This is a genomic window from Acinetobacter courvalinii (genome assembly GCF_014635545.1).
In the GTDB taxonomy this organism is placed as follows: domain Bacteria; phylum Pseudomonadota; class Gammaproteobacteria; order Pseudomonadales; family Moraxellaceae; genus Acinetobacter; species Acinetobacter courvalinii.
This window is the reverse complement of the sequence record NZ_BMDA01000006.1, coordinates 97,699-115,377: the sequence shown is the minus strand read 5'-3', so window position 1 is coordinate 115,377 and position 17,679 is coordinate 97,699. Positions and strand designations below refer to the sequence as shown.

The window sequence follows — 17,679 nt, the reverse complement described above, 5'->3', positions numbered from 1 at the left end:
TACCTGAGGCGAACGGTAATCAGCAAAGCCAAGCTTAAAGCCATGTAAACTTAAGCCATCGTTGTTAAACAATATGGTAAACAAAGCATTATTTTTAAACATAATGCTTTGTTTTTAAGTAAACTCAAGTTACAAATAAATCAATAGGATCAAGAGGAATTTCCGGTGTTTGGAAAAACGCAACGTGGTGTATCTGAACGACCAAACAAGCCTAAAAAACCACTCATTCCGAAGTGGTTAGGAATGCTTGTCGCTATTCTTGCGATCCTATGCGTAGCTGTGATGCTGATGCTTTGGCAGCCTTGGCAACCTGTCCCGACCAAAAATCAGGTCACTTCCGAGCATTACCAAGAAGAAAACACCAATAAAGATTACCGTTTCTATGATTTGCTGCCTCAACAGCAAGTGACTCCAATTCCTGAACAGGCAGTCCCTGAGACCAAACAGCAAGGGAATGTGGTAATCATTGAATCGCCAAAACCTGAAGCCCCAGCAGCAGAAGATCCAGCAGGCCTCACCCCAACTGAACCGATTGCACCAGCACACGCAACTTATATTTTACAAGTTCGCAGCTATCCTGATCCTGACAGTGCCGATGCACGTCGTGCCGAAATTATCCTGAATGGCTTGTCTGCAGATGTGGTGAAAAGTGTGGAAAATGGTCAGACCTGGTATCGTGTGTTCTCTGGCCCTTATGATAGCCAGGACTCAGCACTTGCAGCGCAACAGACCTTACAACATAGTGGCATTGATTCGATTGTGATCAAACGCTAAACAGATACCGATTAAAAAAGGGGAGCAATGTACTCCCCTTTTTTAATCTTCAATTTTAGGCGCACTGCGAATGCAAGCTTTTCTGCTCCGCCCTTTGAAAGGCAGAACGTTGCTGAACACGTTGAACAAAAGCCTGAATATTCGGATACTTACCATGCAAGCGATTTTGAATGGCAATCAGTGGAAAGGCCATTTGAATATCCGCGAAAGAAAAGTCACCCGCAAAATAATCATGTTCTGATAAATATTGCTCAAGATACAGAATATGTTCTTTTACCCGTGGACGAACAAAACTGGCTTTTACCCCACCGGTAATTTTCTCTGCAATCGGACGAATTACCCAGGGTACATGCTTGCTAACACTATTCATCACCAAGGTCATCACCAGCAATGGCATTAAAGAACCTTCAGCATAGTGCATCCAGTAAGCATACTGCCGTTGGTCTTTGTCGGATGTTGGCTTGAATTGTTGTTCAGAATCATACTGTTGCTGTAAATAATCCAGAATCACGGCAGACTCTACAATCACCTCGCCATCATCTACCAGAATCGGTGCTTTACCCAAAGGATGAATATTCTTGAGACTCTCTGGCGCTCCATAACTCGGTAGCCTTTGATAATACTCAACCTGATAATCCATCCCAAGTTCTTCTAATGCCCACAGGATACGAAACGAACGTGAGCATTGTAGATAATGTAAGGTAATCATTTTTGTGCCTGCTTTTTTGCTGTGCAATTGCGATTTCAGATCCCTCTCACAATTGCACTTAGAATTATGTTTTGCCCAAGCACAATAGCACTTTAGTCTTAAAGAATCATGGTGTGAATGTCTAAACTACGTAACAAAGTTTTAGTCACTGGGGTTTTACTACAGACATTGAGAAGTTTTTCTTGCAAGTCCTGTGACACAGGTTGCCGGAATACCACTCGGCGTTCAATACGCTCCTGCTGTTCCCGATTGGTATGAAAATCAACCTCAACCGTAAATTCACCCAAATCGATTCCCTTATGCTGCGCATACATCCGCAAGGTGATCATGGTACACGAGGCCAGACTGGCCGTCAGGAAATCATACGGCGCCGGGCCTGTATCATGTCCACCAAACTGTTCGGGCTTATCGGTAAGAAACTGATGTGTGCCGCTACTGACCTCACCTTTCCAGGGTTCAGGCAAGGTCAACACTTGGCTGCTGGCAATAATGCTCATTTTGATGCCCTCATCTGGTCTGGTAATACCGGCGCTTCTAAGCGCTTGCCCTGATAATCAGGAATTTCACCAAAACGTGCATCATGATTGATCCAGTCTTCGCGTGCTTGCTGCAAGTCTTGCATGGTACGTCCTACAAAGTTCCACCACAGCAGGATTGGTGACTCAAACGGTTCACCACCAATTAACAGCAAGCGATGGCCTTGGCTTAACTCGACTTCAATTTCGGTCAATCCAGTGTCCAGCACCACCATGTTATCGGCGGTAAGTTCATGCCCATTTACACGCGCTGTGCCTTCTAAAGCCATAAAGGCATATTCAAATTTTGGATTAAGTGGAATCCGGGTTTTAGTATCGGCTTGTGCAGTTAAATCAACGCCGACCAAAGGGGTATGCACCTGCACAGGTGAAGTGGTGTCCAGAAAGTCACCGACCAGCACGGTAAACTCAACCTGATCCTGGCTAACCACTGGCAATTCAGGGTAATGCTCAAACTTAGGGTCCATATTGAGCTTATCATCAGGCAAGGCAATCCAGAGCTGCGCCGCATGCATTTTGGTTTCGCTATCAGGCGCCACTTCAGTATGCGAAATACCGCGACCGGCAGTCATCAGGTTCACCTGTTTAGGACGGATCAACTGTTTTGAACCCAGACTGTCGGTATGCATCATGGTGCCTTCAATCATCCAGGTAAAGGTCTGCAAACCGATATGCGGATGCGGTCCTACATCCAGACCATCGCCCGCTGGAAAACTGACCGGCCCCGCATGATCAAGGAAACACCATGCACCCACCAAGCGCTTCTGGCGGCTCGGTAAAGCCCGCTTAATCACGGTTCCTTTGCCAATTTCAGCCGAGCGAATGGTAAATTCCTGAATAAATTGATTGATATACGTTTCACAGTCTTTTGAATCAGAAATATCGTATTCGTTATTATTGCTCATGATATTACTCTCTTCTACCTATGCCATTGCAATGAGTCGTTTTATTGATCTTAACAATACCACCCCCATTCAATATAGTCTTTTGGTAATACGCAGAGTGTCATGCATGAGACAATCTTAGTCCCACATGGCATAAGAACTCATCTTTAGCACTGAGTCATTCAACGTTTATTTAGGCTGCATGTCGACAATCAAAGCCGTTAGACGCCGGACTAATGGCAGTAAAACCAGCACCAACGGATAAGCAATCAACCAAGAAAACATCCATGTCGCCGACCATTTATGCAGAAATTCTGGAATAAACCCTAGGCTCATCCACATATTCACAAACGACAGCGCTCCACTCATTAAAAAAGATAAAATCAGCGGCAAAATCCAGGCCGCATATTTGGCAGGCAATTTACTGATCAGGCGTGGGGTTATTTTCAATTCCTGCATGTTAAACGCGCTTCCATAAAATCAGATTGATCGAGGTGTACAGTTTCATCTCTATTTCTTCACTTGCTGTTTAAGATGCTTCATAAACTGACCAAACTGCGGCCAGAAATCTTCAAAGAGTGGATGATCACGATGTTCCAGCATGACTTCACTAAACAGCTTTAAACCCACTGCAAATGACTTGGTGGTTTCGTCATCAAAAAATTCGGCTTTTTTAAGACGCTCAACAATCTCGAACATGTCATCATGGTTACCTGTATAGAATTCCAGACGTTCGGTATAGGTCGACGCCTGTCCTTTGTTATCTTTTAAGTGTTGTACAGTCACATGGTATTGATGTTGTTTCATCGTTCTACTCCAGAATGCTTAGGCACTCTTCTTAATTTCGACCTGCGTCAGGCCAACTTGATATGGAATACAATTTTTAATGAACGCAGCAATTGCACCTGTTTGTTTTTTTGCTGTCGCCCTAACAGCTTTCATTCCCGTCTATAGCCGCCCAATGGCAATCGCAGCCTGATCGATCTGCTCTGCAATCTGGTGAATTTGCTCGGGCTTTAAGTCCGCGATATTCAGTTTTAAACGTAATGCGGTTTTGAGATTTTCCATGGCACGGTGAATATCAATCAGCTGGTCATTATTGTGAATTTCACGTCTTAGTCGCAGCTTTTGTAGAAGTGCCAACAGCATGTCTTGCTGCTCTTTTAAATAGCTGTCGCCATAGTCGGTAATCTGGTATTGCTTACGTTCAGCATCAAGCAACGAGATGCAATTCATCTCCTCCAAAGCTGTCAGGGTGGGATAGATAGTCCCTGCACTGGGTGAATAGCCATCGCCGACCAGATCACTAATTTCTTTAATGATTTCATAGCCATGCTTTGGACTTTGCTGAATGAGATGCAGAACCAAAAGTTTCATGCGGCCTGATTCAAAAAGGCGTCCACGGCGTCCTGAGCGATGCTGCTCTACATGCTGAAGATCACCTTGGCTATCGTGATGAGCTGATATCTGTTTCATCTTTATTGTTCTCGGATTGCTTAATTTATGCATATTAAGATATATCTTTAATTTTTAAGTTTTTGATACCTAATAAATTATTTTTAGCTTTTAAACTGAATAGAACGATTTGAACTATTTTGGTCATTGTTGTAAAAATAATTAAATGTATGGAGTAAAAAAGATATGAATATTGCACCTTTCCCATTTCAAATAACCGATTGGGCTCAAATAGAAAAAACAGAGCATTATGGTGAAACAGGAATAGCATATTGGAGAACACAATATTTTGGTGAAGAGGGCAATAAAATTAGAGTAAGACTCGTTGAGTATTCTGCTAATTATTTAGCTGATCATTGGTGTGAAAAAGGTCATATCTTATTCTGTTTAGAAGGCGAGTTAGAAAGCAGATTAAAAGATGGAAGGAAATTTATTTTAACCTCAGGCATGAGTTATCAAGTGGGTGATCATTCAGAACCTCATCAGTCTTTTACTTCAAAAGGAGCTAAATTGTTAATCGTTGATTAATCATCAAGCTCCTGTTTCAGCAATTTGGATATATTTTAAATTATATAAAATGAGGAATAGATGATTTTTTAAATAAAAAATAGCACTTTGGTGCTTTTACTAGAATGGACTTGATTAAAAAATTACACATAACTTCTTTATTCATCAATCCTTAATAAGCCTCTCTGTCTAAACTGTTCATCAATTTTTAAAGACAGGAAATCAACAACAGGTTGTAAAGCATGATGCTGTTGTTGCCAGTTTTGCTTTTCAATCTCACCTTTATATTCTTGCACCATTCGCTGCAAAACAGGCTGATGTTGCGGTTGTAACTGAGCAATCACCCATTGCGCAGCCTGATCTTTAGGCGCAATCTCATTCCTCACCAAACTAAAATAAATACGGCATAAGGCCAAAATCTGGTTACGCTCATCCCCATCTTCATCCCAATGTGCCACTATCGATGGATAGGTGTCTGCCATCGCCTGCCAGAGTTGCTGATCCGGAATCATAACCGACCAAGAATTTAGATCTGGCCCAAACAAGGTTTGGTGATGCATTTGCGCTTTCTTCAGCAAAATACTCAGATCTGGGTCTGCATGTTCGCCAAGTATATCGCCTTGACTTAACTCATCCCGCAACCATTCCCCAAACTGTAGTTCATAGCTGAGGGGATAACTTCCCGAAAGAATATGGTCTTTGCGTACGATGGTGACTTCAAGTGCACGTTGTTCAGCACCAATCGGATGCGAAATTTGTAATAAGGTTTCCGCCAGTTGCTGTCGTTGCGGAAGTGTGATTGCTTGACTCAGCACAACCAGAACATCCAGATCACTTTCTGGAGCTAGCCCGCCATCAACAGCCGATCCATACAGATAAATGGCAAAGAGGGATTCACCCAAAAGCTGCTGTAAATATCCTGTTAACTGTTCCAGTTGCAAGGTTTCGGACATGCTTTACCTCTTTGTTAATCGCATAAAAAAAGGCAGGATGTTCATCCTGCCTTTTCATTTAATTATTCCCACTCAATCGTAGCTGGTGGTTTAGATGACACGTCGTAGACAACACGTGAAACATCTTTAATTTCGTTCATGATACGGGTTGAGATTTTATCAACCAGTTCATATGGCAAGTGCGCAAAACGGGCTGTCATAAAGTCAACCGTTTCAACCGCACGAAGTGCAATCACCCATGCATAACGACGGCCATCACCGACAACACCGACTGATTTCACCGGTTGGAAGACTGCAAATGCTTGAGCAGTTTTGTCGTACCAGCCGCTGTCACGCAGTTCTTGCATAAAGATGTCATCTGCAAGACGAAGAATGTCAGCATATTCTTTCTTCACTTCACCCAAAATACGCACGCCCAAACCTGGACCCGGGAATGGATGACGGTAAATCATGCTATGCGGTAAACCAAGCGTGGTACCTAATTTACGGACTTCATCTTTGAACAGGTCACGTAATGGCTCAACCAGATCAAAGGCTAGATCTTCTGGTAAACCACCCACGTTGTGGTGTGATTTGATCACGTGTGCCTTACCTTGCTTGCTTGCAGCAGATTCGATCACGTCTGGGTAAATCGTACCTTGCGCCAGGAATTTCACACCATCCAGTTTACGCGCTTCTTCAGCAAAGACTTCGATAAATTCACGACCAATGATTTTACGTTTTTTCTCAGGATCAACTTCACCTGCCAATGCCGACAAGAACCGTTGTTCAGCCTGTGCACGGATTACACGGATGCCCATGTTGTCTGCAAACATCTGCATCACTTGATCACCTTCATTTAAACGAAGTAAACCATTGTCTACAAATACGCAAGTTAACTGATCGCCAATGGCTTTATGCAATAGCGCAGCAACCACTGATGAATCTACACCACCCGATAAACCTAACAGAACTTTTTCATCACCGATTTGTTCACGTAACTGTTCTACACGTAGATCGATAATGTGCTCAGGGGTCCACAAACCGCGGCAACCACAAATCTGATGAACAAAGTTAGACAGTAATTCAGCACCTTTAGCGGTGTGAGTCACTTCTGGGTGGAACTGAACGCCATAGAAACGACGTGCTTCATCACTTACTGCAGCAAATGGACAGCTTGGCGTACTTGCAGTCACCTGGAAGCCTTCCGGAATCGCACTGACTTTATCGCCATGACTCATCCAGACATGGAGCTGGTTTTCGCGATCTTGCAAGTTACCGATCAATTTATCACGGACCAGAATATCAACTTCCGCATAACCAAACTCATGCACTGTGCCCGGCTCTACCTTACCGCCAAGTTGCTCAGACATGGTTTGTAAACCATAGCAAATACCCAATACCGGTACGCCTAATTCAAATACCACTTGCGGTGCGCGTGGGCTTCCCTCTTCATGTACGCTCTCAGGGCCACCTGATAAAATAATCCCGTTCGGATTAAACGCACGAATGTCTTCTTCAGACATATCGAATGCATACATTTCAGAATAGACACCCGCTTCACGTACACGACGTGCAATGAGCTGGCTATATTGAGAGCCGAAATCCAGAATAAGGATACGATCTTCAGTAATTTGAGTATTGGTCGTCATGGTTCATCTTAAAGGCAAATGAATTAAGCGCCACATTCTAACATTTTTCACGCTTTGACGCACCGCAATTCATCATCTATCTTGTTTTTTAATTGGACCTGAAAATCGGCACTGAAATTTAAAGTAAAATTCCATAAATATCCCCGGAATAAGGAGAGTTAAATCAACAATTCTTGCCTATTCTGCTCAACACAAAACAAAAATTGGTGCTAAGATGATGACTCGAAATAGGGATTACCACGGACAGGTATTCAACCGACAGCATCATTGCCTTTTTATGCGATTGTGATGCCCTGAATGAAAGGAAAAATAAAAAGGTAATTAAGCATCACAAGGTCTTGGTAAATCACCAAGGTCCTAAAACATTTTACTATCATCTAGCGCTTGCCCGACTACGAGCAACAATTAGGACTTGAAGGACCAATAAAATAATGTTTCAAGAAATGATTGCGGATTTTCACCAAAATTTCTGGCTATATATTTCCATTCCCTTTATCAGCGGCTTTATTGGTTATGTGACCAAAGTCATTGCCATTCAAATGATGTTTTCTCCCCTCGAATTTAAAGGGTTGAGATTATTTGGACTTCCACTCGGATGGCAAGGGATCGTGCCGCGCAAAGCTGAGAAAATGGCAACCACAGCCGTTGAGCTGATGACCTCCAAGCTCATCAAACCTGAAGAAATCTTTGCCAGACTCGACCCCAAACGGATTGCCCAGGAAATCGAAAAGCCCTTAATGGCGGCGGCCGAAGATATTACCCGAGAAGTCGCGCAGCAATATCAGCCGGGTTTATGGGAAGGCATGCCAGAGTTTGCCCGTCAGCGACTGATCAAGCGGGTTCAGGCCAAAGCCCCGGAAATTGTTGAACACATCATGAGTGAAGTTCAGAAAGATGTGGCCAAGTATTTCGATATCAAGCATATGGTGGTCAACAACCTGCTCAAAGATAAACGCCTGCTGAATGAAATCTTTAAAAAAGTCGGCAAACAGGAATTCAAGTTCTTTAGTAATGTCGGTTTTGTGTTTGGTTTCGCGATTGGTGTGGTGCAGATGCTATGCTGGATCGTCACGCAAGGTAAATATCCATGGATGTTGCCGATGTTTGGTGGCTTTGTCGGTTTCTTTAGTGACTGGATGGCGCTGCAAATGATGTTCCGCCCCTTATATCCAAAAAAGATTATGGGCTATACCTGGCAAGGTTTATTTATTAAACGTCAGAATGAAGTGGCGGCTGATTATGCAGCCCTGATTTCAAAACAGCTCCTCACCTCACGTAACATGATGGAAGAGCTGTTTTCCGGCACCCATTCAGACAAGGTCATCGAGCTGGTCAGCCGTCAGGTCAAACAGGAAATTGATTTACAGGCCGGTATTGTTCGTCCACTAGTGGTCTACGCCATTGGTGGTGAAAAATATCAAAACCTGAAAGCTGATGTGGCGGAGCGGATTTTAAAACAGCTTCCAGACACCATGCGCTACGTGGAATCTTATGCTGAAGACGCCATGAACGTGCGTAATACTCTGGTTGAGCGCATGCAAAAACTCAGTCCGGAAGAGTTTGAAGGCATGCTGCGTCCGGCCTTTAAAGAAGATGAATGGTCTTTGATTATTGTCGGTGCGGTACTGGGTTTTCTGGTTGGGGAAATGCAGATTCACTTTATGCTTTAAGGTAATGAAAGATAATAAAAAAGGAAGCTTAGGCTTCCTTTTTTTAATTAATGGGCAAGTTTTTCAATTTTGACCACTTCAATATCGGTCGGCTTATAACGATGCGTATCGACTTCGCCAACCAAACGGACATGATCACCGACTTTGAGCTGGGCCTGACGCCAGATGTCATCATCGATTTCGACTCCAATAGTCCCGCTCTTGTCTTTAAACTCATAGTGATCACCTTTTAATTGTTTGGTGATCTGACCCGTGAGCGTAATGCCGGTTTCATCGGCAAGTTTTGCCACCTGACTGACCGTTACCACATTCTTTGCCGCTTCCTGCACAATCACGTGGTCATCTTTACCTGCCCAGCTCGTGGTTGATAGTCCCGCTAAAATCACAATCCCGCAACTTGCGATGAATTTTTTCATGTCATCTCCTGTTTTATTCTCAAGACTTATGATCTAAACAGAAATAGAGGTGCATGTCGGCTTAAGTTTGTAATCAAGCGTGAACTTTATGTACGGACAAAATAAAGCCCGCATCTCAGCGCGGGCTTTAGGATTTTTTGATTATTTTTCGATGAGATGGTCCAGACTGAAACGGCCTGCGCCATACAGCATTAACGCGAAGAAACCACCTGCCATTGCAAAGTTCTTCATAAAGTTAATCGCATCATCTGGTCCACCATGGAAGATGAATGCAGTGAGAATGCTAAAGATACCTAAGCCCAATGATGCAAAGCGGGTCTGGAAGCCAAATAGTAAGGCCAAGCCACCACCAAACTCAACCAGAATCACTAAGGGTAATAGAGCACCCGGAACACCCATGGATTCCATATAGCCAGCGGTGCCTGTATAGCCGACAATCTTGCCCCAGCCAGCCACAAGAAAGATATAAGCGAGCAATAAACGTGCAACCAAAATAACACCATTTGCTACGCCAGTTTGCGTTACGATATTTTTTACAACAACATTCGGATTAAACATGGTTGATCCCATACGGTTTGTTTTTTAACATGTTAGCAAGTTTATGTATCTTTAATTATGCAATAAATACCAAATTAGTTAACATATCGTTCTTTATTTGCAACAATAAAAACATGATCTGAATGTACTCTCTCCCCTCAGTCCCCGGTAAAGTTACCAATTAATTTGCTTTTTATACTGACATTCTATAGAGGCACTGCTAGGATTTAGCTCACATTTACAGTGTTAACATCTTCATGGAACTCATTGATTTTATTCTGCACGTTGACGAACACCTTTTAGAATTTATTACCAATTATGGCGTGTGGATTTATGCCATCCTGTTTTTAATTATCTTTGTTGAAACCGGTCTGGTGGTGATGCCATTTTTACCCGGTGACAGCCTGTTATTTGCAGCAGGGGCACTCGCCGCTTCAACAGGTGCCATGGATCCATGGGTACTCGGTATTTTATTATTTATTGCTGCCGTACTCGGCGATACCGTAAATTATCATATTGGACGTTATATTGGTCCGCGGGTCTTTGAAACCAATTCACGCTTTATCAATAAACAGCACCTGATCAAAACCCAGCATTTCTTTGCACGCCACGGCGGTAAAACCATTATTTTCGCCCGCTTTGTGCCTTTTGCCCGTACTTTTGCACCTTTTGTTGCCGGTGCAGGCAGCATGAACTATAAGTTCTTCCTGACCTATAACGTGATTGGTGCGTTCTGCTGGATTGCATCGTTTATTACATTGGGTTATTTATTCGGCAACATGCCAATTGTGAAGGATAATTTCACGCACCTGATTTTCGGTATCATTATTATTAGTGTGTTACCGGGTGTAATTGGTTTTATTCGTCAGAAACTCAGTAACCGTAAAGGTCAATAATTGATAGCCGCTTTAAAACAGGCGGAAGATCATCGGTAACATACAAATCAGCAATAACACAGCCGATCCTTTATATAAATGATCGGCTTTAATTCCAATCAGACTTCCCGCCATTAATGCACGTCCGAAGATCATCCAGAAAATACTGACCGGTAAAAGAATCAGGCTAAACACGGCAAATACCATGAGCGCATTTTCGATTGAATTCCAGGTTTCACTAGGGAAAATGCCTGCGGCCAACAACACCGTTTTCGGATTTTTTAAGGTCGACATGAACAACTGTCGCTTGCGGATATGCGGATGATGCTGATCATGTTTTTGCAGATGTGAACTTTTCCAGAGATGAAAAGCCATCCAGAGCACATAAAGCAAACTTGCGGTATGTAAAATCGCCCCCAGTGCAGGCCAGATCGGATCAAAAAGATGAATTAACAGTGCCCATAAACTGATGCCGTACATATATCCCAACCATTCGATTGGAATAAATTTGATGGTTTTGGGTACACCTTGTTGGTGGGTTGCACTGGCAAGTAAAGCGTTGGTCGGACCTGGAATCAGTAACACTGCCAACATCGCCAAAACAAAAAACCAACTCTCAATCATACACATACCGAACGACTATACATGGGCGCCACCTTAAACGAATTTAGGGCAAAAATACAAATTTCGGTAATAAAAACAGCAGGGTAAATAGCGGAATTTAGACGAGATAATTTTTTAAAAAATTGATTTTTATGATTATTTTTTGAAACATTTTGCGATAATTTAGTTATTTATCACCATAACGAATTATGGTGATAAACGGGTAGAAATTAAGATTTCGGACGCTGTTTTACGATAATCGGGCAACCTTTAAACTTGGCTGCCTGCACGATCGCATCTTGCTGTCCCAGCACATTGGCAAGTTCGGTATTCTTGGTATTCATCGATTGGCCCATGTTGACAGAAATGGATGGACCGAAGCCCCAACCACCACGGCCCCAGCCACCACCGAGTCCTACCCCCACGCCCATGCCGGTACGTTTTGGTGTTTGAACCCCGTTTTCAATATACAACTGAATACGGTTGTACTCGGCCTGTAATTGCTGACAGTTCAAGCCCTGATATTGCGTCGGTGAAACATAAGCTGGCTTAACCGTTGATGCACAAGCACCCAAAAGCATACTTGCCGCCAGAACAGGCATCCAATATAAACGTTTCATAATGTTCTCTTATTGCTTCGATTCAATCTCATTGAACAGGGTGACATAAGCAAGCGTCAACTTGTGTTCAGATGCCAGATGAACCAATGGTAAATTCTTTTGATGTGATTCTTTCATCAAGATCGATGGCGGCAACATGCTATCCAGCACAGGTAAACCTTCATCTTTGAGTTGTTGAACCACTTCTCGAGGTAACTTTGCCTGAGACTGGAACTGGTTGACCACAATTCCCTCAATCTCAAGGCGATCATTATGATCATCTTGGGTTTCGAGCACATTTTCAATCAAAGTTTGTAACGCGCGTTTGGAGAACACATCACAATCAAATGGAATTAGCACCCGGTCTGCTGAGATCAACGCAGATAAGGTAAAGAAGTTAAAGGCAGGCGGCGTATCAATAAAGATCCGGTCATAGCGTGCGCTGAGTGACTGAATTGAATCACGCAATTTATAGATTTTGTGTTTACTTTCCAGTGCATGCTCTAAGCTACCCAGACTTGGACTGGCCGGAATGACATCCAGATTCTCGAATGACGAGCGATGCACGTAGCTGTCCAGCCCCTTGCCACGAGGTGCTTTTAAAATCGAACCAATGGCATTGCCAATCAGCCCTTTTTGCTGGGTCTGGCCCAAAACGTCATCAAAGAAATTTTCAATATTGGGTTCTAACGCGGCTTTGTCCGCCGAATAGGTAGCATCCTCACCTAACAGGTACTGGCTTGAGTTTGCTTGTGGATCAAGATCAATGACCAGTGTTCTCAGGCCCTGTTTTGCACTAATTGCGGCCAGATTAACCGTAATACTCGATTTCCCCACACCACCTTTCTGGTTAAACACCACACGCGTTAACATGATTTCCCTCTACCCTGTTTTTTTAAACTGCACGCAGTTTAACCTAGTGCAAAAACAATTTCTAAATACAATGTCCAACAATCAGGCAAAAACCGGTTTAATCATCACAAGACCGAGAATCCCGATCATGGCCACTGTACCAATCAGCAACCCTGCACGGCGTTGTTCCAGCAAGATACTGCTGTCTTGCTTATAGGTTTTGATCAATGATGACCACAACACAAAGAACAGGATCACTTTGGCATAGAACCACGGCTGTACATCAAAATTCTTCATTGCCAGCAAGATTACACCCGTAACAATAATCAGGGTCAACGAAAAATGCTGTAAGCCCACCATCGCTTTACGGGCCTTTAGATTGGGCTGCTGATCCTGTATACCCACAAATAAGGTTGAACCGCGTAATACAAAAGCAATAATCAACAGGCTCATTGCAAGCAGATGCAGCATTTTCGTGATGAGATGTAGGTCCATGATCCGTCCTTAAGCTTTTGGTGCATGTGCACAGTCAGGACTGGCAGGTGCTTCACCTTGCCATTCACTCGGGATATAGGCATGAATCGCCAGCGCATGGATACGACCCGGGCTCATTAGCTCGGCAGCAACGGCATAAATCTTTTGATGACGCTGTACCAGACGTAAGCCTTGGAATTCATCACTGACCACAATCACTTTAAAATGTGATTCCTTCCCTGGGAAATAACCACCATGTCCTGCTGACTCATTAATCACTTCGAGATGAGTGGGTGCCAGTGTTTGTAAACGTTCAATCAACTGTTGTTCTAAATTCATGAGTCAGGCTGTCCGGTCAGAGTGAGATAGTTCATTAGTATACATGACCTCTCTTGAAGCGAAACTTTTATCCATTTTTTTGCTTTTTAGGTTATTTTTGAATGAAAATGCTTTTATTTTATGCAATTAAACACTTTCTTTGCATAAAGTTGTTGACCCTTGTTTTGCTTAATGTATTATAGCTGGCACGCGGGAATAGCTCAGTTGGTAGAGCATAACCTTGCCAAGGTTGGGGTCGCGAGTTCGAGTCTCGTTTCCCGCTCCAGATTGGTTTTTTTAAGTGTAAGTTTTAGTAAAAACTGCTCAATATGCGGGAATAGCTCAGTTGGTAGAGCATAACCTTGCCAAGGTTGGGGTCGCGAGTTCGAGTCTCGTTTCCCGCTCCAAATTTAAAAGGCCCTTATCGAAAGATGAGGGCTTTTTTCTTTGTCTCAAGATGATGCTCCACGTGGAACAATAAAACCTTAATCAATATAAATATTGAGCCCCCTTTTCCACACAGCCTTCCAAATAAAAAGGAACCTCTCAGCTGAAAGAAGCACCTTTTTTTTAAACGCGTTTAAAATCAAAACTATTTAGTCATCTTGGCTTGCAGTTTGACGCCTTGCTTGTTGTTCTCCGTGGCCAATGCCTGCTGACGGTGATCTCGTGGCATAAATGAAGTGGCAATAATGGCAACAACTGCCATCGAAGCAATATACAACATGATGAGATAAGGATTGCCACCGCCAACGCTTAATAGTTTGGTCGAAATCAGCGGTGCAAGACCACCACCGACGACACCTGCCAGCTGGACCGAAATCGAGATACCGCTATAACGGATCTCTGCGGGAAACTGCCGTGCAAACAATTGTGCCTGCGGTGCATACATGAGCGGAAAGACCACACCGATTGCCAATACAATTGCCGTCCACACCAGCACCGGGTCTTTGCTATTGAGCATGCTAAAGAAGGGATAACAATACAGCGCCAGCACACACAGACCGAACATGAACATATTGCGCTGCCCAACCTTATCGGACAAATGCCCACATAAAGGTGTCATCACTAAAATCACGGCGGCACCGCAAATGGTGGCAAATAAAATTTCCTGTCTGGCAATGCCCAGTTGTGTGGTGGTGTAGGCCAAGGTAAAGGTAGAGGCAATATAAAACCATGCATTCTCCGCCGCACGTGCCACAATAATGCTGATCAATTGCTTGGGATGTTGCTTGAATACCTGTAAAGCCGGCACTTTAACTGCTTCAGCCTGTTGTTTGACTTTTTCAAAGTCTGGTGACTCCGGCACCTTCACCCGGATGTACCAACCGACTACCAGTAAAATAATGCTCGCCAGGAAGGGAATCCGCCAACCCCAGCTAAACAGGGCCTGTTCAGGCAATAAAGACACCAGCCCCAAGGCAATCGAAGCCAGCATCAGCCCGCCGCCCGTACTGGCCTGAGGAAGACTGCCCCAGAAGCCTTTTTTTCCCTCTGGCGCATGTTCAACAGCCATGAGCACGGCACCGCCCCACTCACCACCCATCGCCATACCCTGGATAAATCGCAAGATCACCAAGCCAATGGCAGCCCAGTAACCAATTGATTCATAGGACGGTAACAGACCGATCAGCACGGTGGGGATTCCCATCAACATTAGGGTCAGCAGTAACATCGATTTGCGGCCAATCTTGTCACCAAAATGGCCAAACACCAGACCACCGAGTGGCCGTCCGATAAAGCCCACCGCGTAAGTGGCAAAGGCAGCGAGTACGCCCGTCAACGGGTCAAGATTCGGGAAAAATAATTTATTGAAAATTAAAGCTGCTGCTGCACCGTAGATAAAAAAGTCATACCACTCAATGGTGGTTCCCACCATACTGGAGATACCTGCCAGTCGATGAGATGACTTGTTAGGAGATGAACCGTTTCCATGTATTGTTTGCATCGTCATTTTCCTTGCTTGGATATTCTTGTTTTATATTTTTTATGCTGATGCTCAATCCTGATCACCAGCATGTTCAGAGGGTTGATACTCCTTGAGGTTTGTAGATAGAAGGGAGAGTGTATTTAGCTTAATTCTTCCAGAATCTGTTCCAGCTCTGGATTACGCTGTTGCCATTTAGGCTGTTTGTCTTTATCGACAATTAAGGCGCGTACACCTTCAATAAAATCACCATGTTCAAACCAGATATCCTGTAAATCCCGTTCCAGTTGCATACACTGCTGCAAAGACAGTCCACGGCCCAGATACTGTAATTTCAGGCTGGTTTGCTTGGCGATAAAGGAACGCTGTTGCAAAATATCCAGCAGCTTGCTGGCCCATGCTTTGAACGGTTCCTCCTGTTCATGTGCAAGGCTGTGCTCAATCTCATCCAGATGCTGAAAACCGAAATGCTTACGGATCGGCTCGACCAATTGCTGGAGTTCACTTTCAGCAGGACGGGTAATAAAGCGGGCAATGATCTGTTCAATATTGGCTTTGCTCAGGTTCGGTGCTGCAATCAACGCCGCCTGTAAGGCAGACAATTGCTCACTCGGCACATGGTAATCGATCAAATCAAGATAGAGCGCATCGCTGCTGCTGATCTGTTCTCCCGTAATCGCCATATACACACCAATATCATCCAGCCGAGACAGGAAATGGGTTGCACCCACGTCTGGGAAAAAGCCAATCGCAGTTTCAGGCATGGCAAATCTGGACTTTTCACTACTCACCACAATATGACAGGCCTGGGCCAAGCCAAAACCGCCACCCAGTACATAGCCATCGAGGATGACCATCACAGGCTTTGGATATTCGCGTAGCAGATTGAGCATGGTATATTCGGCACTGAAATAGCCTTTATAATCAGCGGTTGCATTCTTATAACTGTCATACAGATAACGGATATCGCCACCCGCACAAAAGGCTTTGGGACTATTCGATTTGAACAAAACCGCCTGAATGGCAGCATCATTGCGCCACAGTTGCAGTTGTGTGCAGATACCTTCAATCATCTCAAGCGATAACGCATTCAAATGCTTGACCCGATCCAGACTAATCATGCCTAAGCTGCCTTGTTGCTCAATCATTAAGTGATGTTCTGTATTCATTTTCTTGATCCCTTATTGATTTTTAAAGTTTGCCTGCCGTTTTTCCACAAAGGCCTGCATCCCCTCTTTTTGATCTGAAGTTGCAAAAATCGAATGGAACATACGGCGCTCAAAACGTAAACCTTCGGTGAGATTGACCTCGAAGGCACGATTAATGGTTTCTTTCAGCATCATGTTGGCGGTTAAAGAACGCGCTGCAATTTTTTCTGCGGCTTGCAAGGTGTGTTCTAGTAATTGTTCTTTGCTAAATACACGTGCCACCAAACCACTTTGTTCTGCCTCGACCGCACCCATTTGCCGTGCGGTAAAGCACATTTCCATGGCTTTGGCTTTGCCAATTGCGTGGGTTAAACGCTGTGTACCGCCAATGCCCGGTATGACACCTAAAGTCACTTCGGGTAAACCAAACTTGGCATTGTCTGCACAATAGATAAAGTCACACATTAGTGCCAGTTCACAACCACCACCCAACGCATAGCCACTCACCGCGGCAATGAGCGGTTTACGGCGTTGCGCGATACGATCTGCCAGATGGAAAAAGTCGTCGAAGTAGATATCTGGAAATGCCAGATCAGCCATTTCCTTAATATCGGCCCCGGCGGCAAAAGCCTTTTCCGAGCCTGCCAATACCATACAGCCAATCTCACGATCTTTCTCTAACGCATCCAAGGCCTGATTGATTTCACTAATCAATTCACTATTCAGCGCATTCAAGGCTTGCGGACGGTTCAGGGTAATCAGCCCAACCCCATGACGCTTTTCTAATAAAATACTGTTCCACTGCATGCTT

22 protein-coding genes and 2 tRNA genes are annotated in these 17,679 nt (G+C 44.0%); 6 read left to right on the top strand and 18 right to left on the bottom strand.

Translation table 11 applies throughout. The annotated features are described in order from the left end of the window. Positions 1-165 precede the first annotated feature (165 nt). A complete protein-coding gene (locus IEV39_RS16725; protein WP_005281255.1) occupies positions 166-774 on the top strand; it encodes an SPOR domain-containing protein in 609 nt (202 codons plus the stop codon). A 55-nt stretch (positions 775-829) separates the two neighbouring features. Here IEV39_RS16725 and IEV39_RS16720 read toward each other — a convergent pair whose 3' ends face one another. The 6 genes from IEV39_RS16720 to IEV39_RS16695 all read right to left on the bottom strand — a co-directional run bounded on the left by IEV39_RS16720 (position 830) and on the right by IEV39_RS16695 (position 4,379). After that, positions 830-1,483 (bottom strand): glutathione S-transferase family protein, encoded by a 654-nt coding sequence (locus tag IEV39_RS16720; protein ID WP_005281258.1) that lies wholly within the window; start codon positions 1,481-1,483, stop codon positions 830-832. Between the two features lie 98 nt (positions 1,484-1,581). After that, positions 1,582-1,980, bottom strand: a complete 399-nt coding sequence (locus IEV39_RS16715) for an OsmC family protein (RefSeq protein WP_005281261.1) — start codon at positions 1,978-1,980, stop codon at positions 1,582-1,584. Further along, on the bottom strand, positions 1,977-2,924 hold the full coding sequence (locus IEV39_RS16710; protein ID WP_005281263.1) for a pirin family protein: 948 nt from the start codon (positions 2,922-2,924) through the stop codon (positions 1,977-1,979). The genes IEV39_RS16715 and IEV39_RS16710 overlap by 4 nt, the downstream gene beginning before the upstream one ends. 168 nt (positions 2,925-3,092) lie before the next feature. After that, positions 3,093-3,362: a DUF2798 domain-containing protein gene (locus IEV39_RS16705; RefSeq protein ID WP_005228361.1), complete on the bottom strand. Its 270-nt coding sequence runs from the start codon at positions 3,360-3,362 to the stop codon at positions 3,093-3,095. Positions 3,363-3,413: 51 nt separating this feature from the next. Beyond that, complete coding sequence (locus tag IEV39_RS16700; protein ID WP_005281267.1) at positions 3,414-3,710, bottom strand: DUF3861 domain-containing protein; 297 nt, start codon at positions 3,708-3,710, stop codon at positions 3,414-3,416. Positions 3,711-3,851: 141 nt separating this feature from the next. Beyond that, complete coding sequence (locus tag IEV39_RS16695) at positions 3,852-4,379, bottom strand: PadR family transcriptional regulator (RefSeq protein WP_005281270.1); 528 nt, start codon at positions 4,377-4,379, stop codon at positions 3,852-3,854. Positions 4,380-4,544: 165 nt separating this feature from the next. Here IEV39_RS16695 and IEV39_RS16690 point away from each other — a divergent pair, with 165 nt between their 5' ends. Further along, positions 4,545-4,886, top strand: a complete 342-nt coding sequence (locus IEV39_RS16690; protein WP_005281274.1) for a DHCW motif cupin fold protein — start codon at positions 4,545-4,547, stop codon at positions 4,884-4,886. A 137-nt stretch (positions 4,887-5,023) separates the two neighbouring features. Here the strand turns inward: IEV39_RS16690 and IEV39_RS16685 are convergent, their stop codons facing one another. Next, complete coding sequence (locus IEV39_RS16685; RefSeq protein ID WP_005281276.1) at positions 5,024-5,818, bottom strand: ANT(3'')-II family aminoglycoside nucleotidyltransferase; 795 nt, start codon at positions 5,816-5,818, stop codon at positions 5,024-5,026. 62 nt (positions 5,819-5,880) lie between these two features. Beyond that, positions 5,881-7,449, bottom strand: coding sequence for a glutamine-hydrolyzing GMP synthase (guaA, locus tag IEV39_RS16680; RefSeq protein ID WP_005228357.1), 1,569 nt, complete (start codon positions 7,447-7,449; stop codon positions 5,881-5,883). Positions 7,450-7,892: 443 nt separating this feature from the next. Between guaA and IEV39_RS16675 the strand changes: the two genes are divergently transcribed. Continuing rightward, a complete protein-coding gene (locus IEV39_RS16675; RefSeq protein WP_171062171.1) occupies positions 7,893-9,119 on the top strand; it encodes a DUF445 family protein in 1,227 nt (408 codons plus the stop codon). Between the two features lie 47 nt (positions 9,120-9,166). On the opposite strand, the gene IEV39_RS16670 is transcribed toward IEV39_RS16675, so the two are convergent. Next, positions 9,167-9,535, bottom strand: a complete 369-nt coding sequence (locus IEV39_RS16670; RefSeq protein WP_005228356.1) for a NirD/YgiW/YdeI family stress tolerance protein — start codon at positions 9,533-9,535, stop codon at positions 9,167-9,169. Between the two features lie 141 nt (positions 9,536-9,676). Then, on the bottom strand, positions 9,677-10,093 hold the full coding sequence (locus IEV39_RS16665; protein WP_005281280.1) for a DoxX family protein: 417 nt from the start codon (positions 10,091-10,093) through the stop codon (positions 9,677-9,679). Positions 10,094-10,329: 236 nt separating this feature from the next. On the opposite strand from IEV39_RS16665, the gene IEV39_RS16660 reads away from it, so the two are divergent. Then, positions 10,330-10,968, top strand: coding sequence for a DedA family protein (locus tag IEV39_RS16660; RefSeq protein ID WP_005228354.1), 639 nt, complete (start codon positions 10,330-10,332; stop codon positions 10,966-10,968). A 12-nt stretch (positions 10,969-10,980) separates the two neighbouring features. On the opposite strand, the gene IEV39_RS16655 is transcribed toward IEV39_RS16660, so the two are convergent. The 5 genes from IEV39_RS16655 to IEV39_RS16635 all read right to left on the bottom strand — a co-directional run bounded on the left by IEV39_RS16655 (position 10,981) and on the right by IEV39_RS16635 (position 13,814). Beyond that, positions 10,981-11,571, bottom strand: coding sequence for a LysE family translocator (locus IEV39_RS16655; RefSeq protein ID WP_005228353.1), 591 nt, complete (start codon positions 11,569-11,571; stop codon positions 10,981-10,983). Between the two features lie 209 nt (positions 11,572-11,780). Further along, complete coding sequence (locus IEV39_RS16650; RefSeq protein WP_005228352.1) at positions 11,781-12,170, bottom strand: hypothetical protein; 390 nt, start codon at positions 12,168-12,170, stop codon at positions 11,781-11,783. 9 nt (positions 12,171-12,179) lie between these two features. Continuing rightward, on the bottom strand, positions 12,180-13,022 hold the full coding sequence (locus IEV39_RS16645; protein ID WP_005281283.1) for a ParA family protein: 843 nt from the start codon (positions 13,020-13,022) through the stop codon (positions 12,180-12,182). Positions 13,023-13,103: 81 nt separating this feature from the next. Beyond that, complete coding sequence (locus IEV39_RS16640) at positions 13,104-13,496, bottom strand: SirB2 family protein (RefSeq protein WP_005281286.1); 393 nt, start codon at positions 13,494-13,496, stop codon at positions 13,104-13,106. A 9-nt stretch (positions 13,497-13,505) separates the two neighbouring features. Beyond that, positions 13,506-13,814, bottom strand: a complete 309-nt coding sequence (locus IEV39_RS16635; protein WP_005228347.1) for a BolA family protein — start codon at positions 13,812-13,814, stop codon at positions 13,506-13,508. Between the two features lie 189 nt (positions 13,815-14,003). On the opposite strand from IEV39_RS16635, the gene IEV39_RS16630 reads away from it, so the two are divergent. Continuing rightward, positions 14,004-14,079, top strand: a tRNA-Gly gene (locus IEV39_RS16630). 45 nt (positions 14,080-14,124) lie between these two features. Then, positions 14,125-14,200, top strand: a tRNA-Gly gene (locus IEV39_RS16625). Between the two features lie 185 nt (positions 14,201-14,385). On the opposite strand, the gene IEV39_RS16620 is transcribed toward IEV39_RS16625, so the two are convergent. From IEV39_RS16620 to IEV39_RS16610, 3 genes are all read right to left on the bottom strand, one after another. Further along, a complete protein-coding gene (locus IEV39_RS16620) occupies positions 14,386-15,741 on the bottom strand; it encodes an MFS transporter (protein WP_005281289.1) in 1,356 nt (451 codons plus the stop codon). Positions 15,742-15,863: 122 nt separating this feature from the next. After that, the gene (locus IEV39_RS16615; RefSeq protein ID WP_005281292.1) at positions 15,864-16,889 is read right to left on the bottom strand and encodes an enoyl-CoA hydratase/isomerase family protein; all 1,026 of its coding nucleotides are present in this window, start codon (positions 16,887-16,889) and stop codon (positions 15,864-15,866) included. 12 nt (positions 16,890-16,901) lie between these two features. Next, positions 16,902-17,675 carry an enoyl-CoA hydratase gene (locus IEV39_RS16610; protein WP_005281294.1) on the bottom strand — a complete coding sequence of 258 codons (774 nt, stop codon included), beginning with the start codon at positions 17,673-17,675 and terminating at the stop codon, positions 16,902-16,904. Between the last annotated feature and the right edge of the window lie 4 nt (positions 17,676-17,679).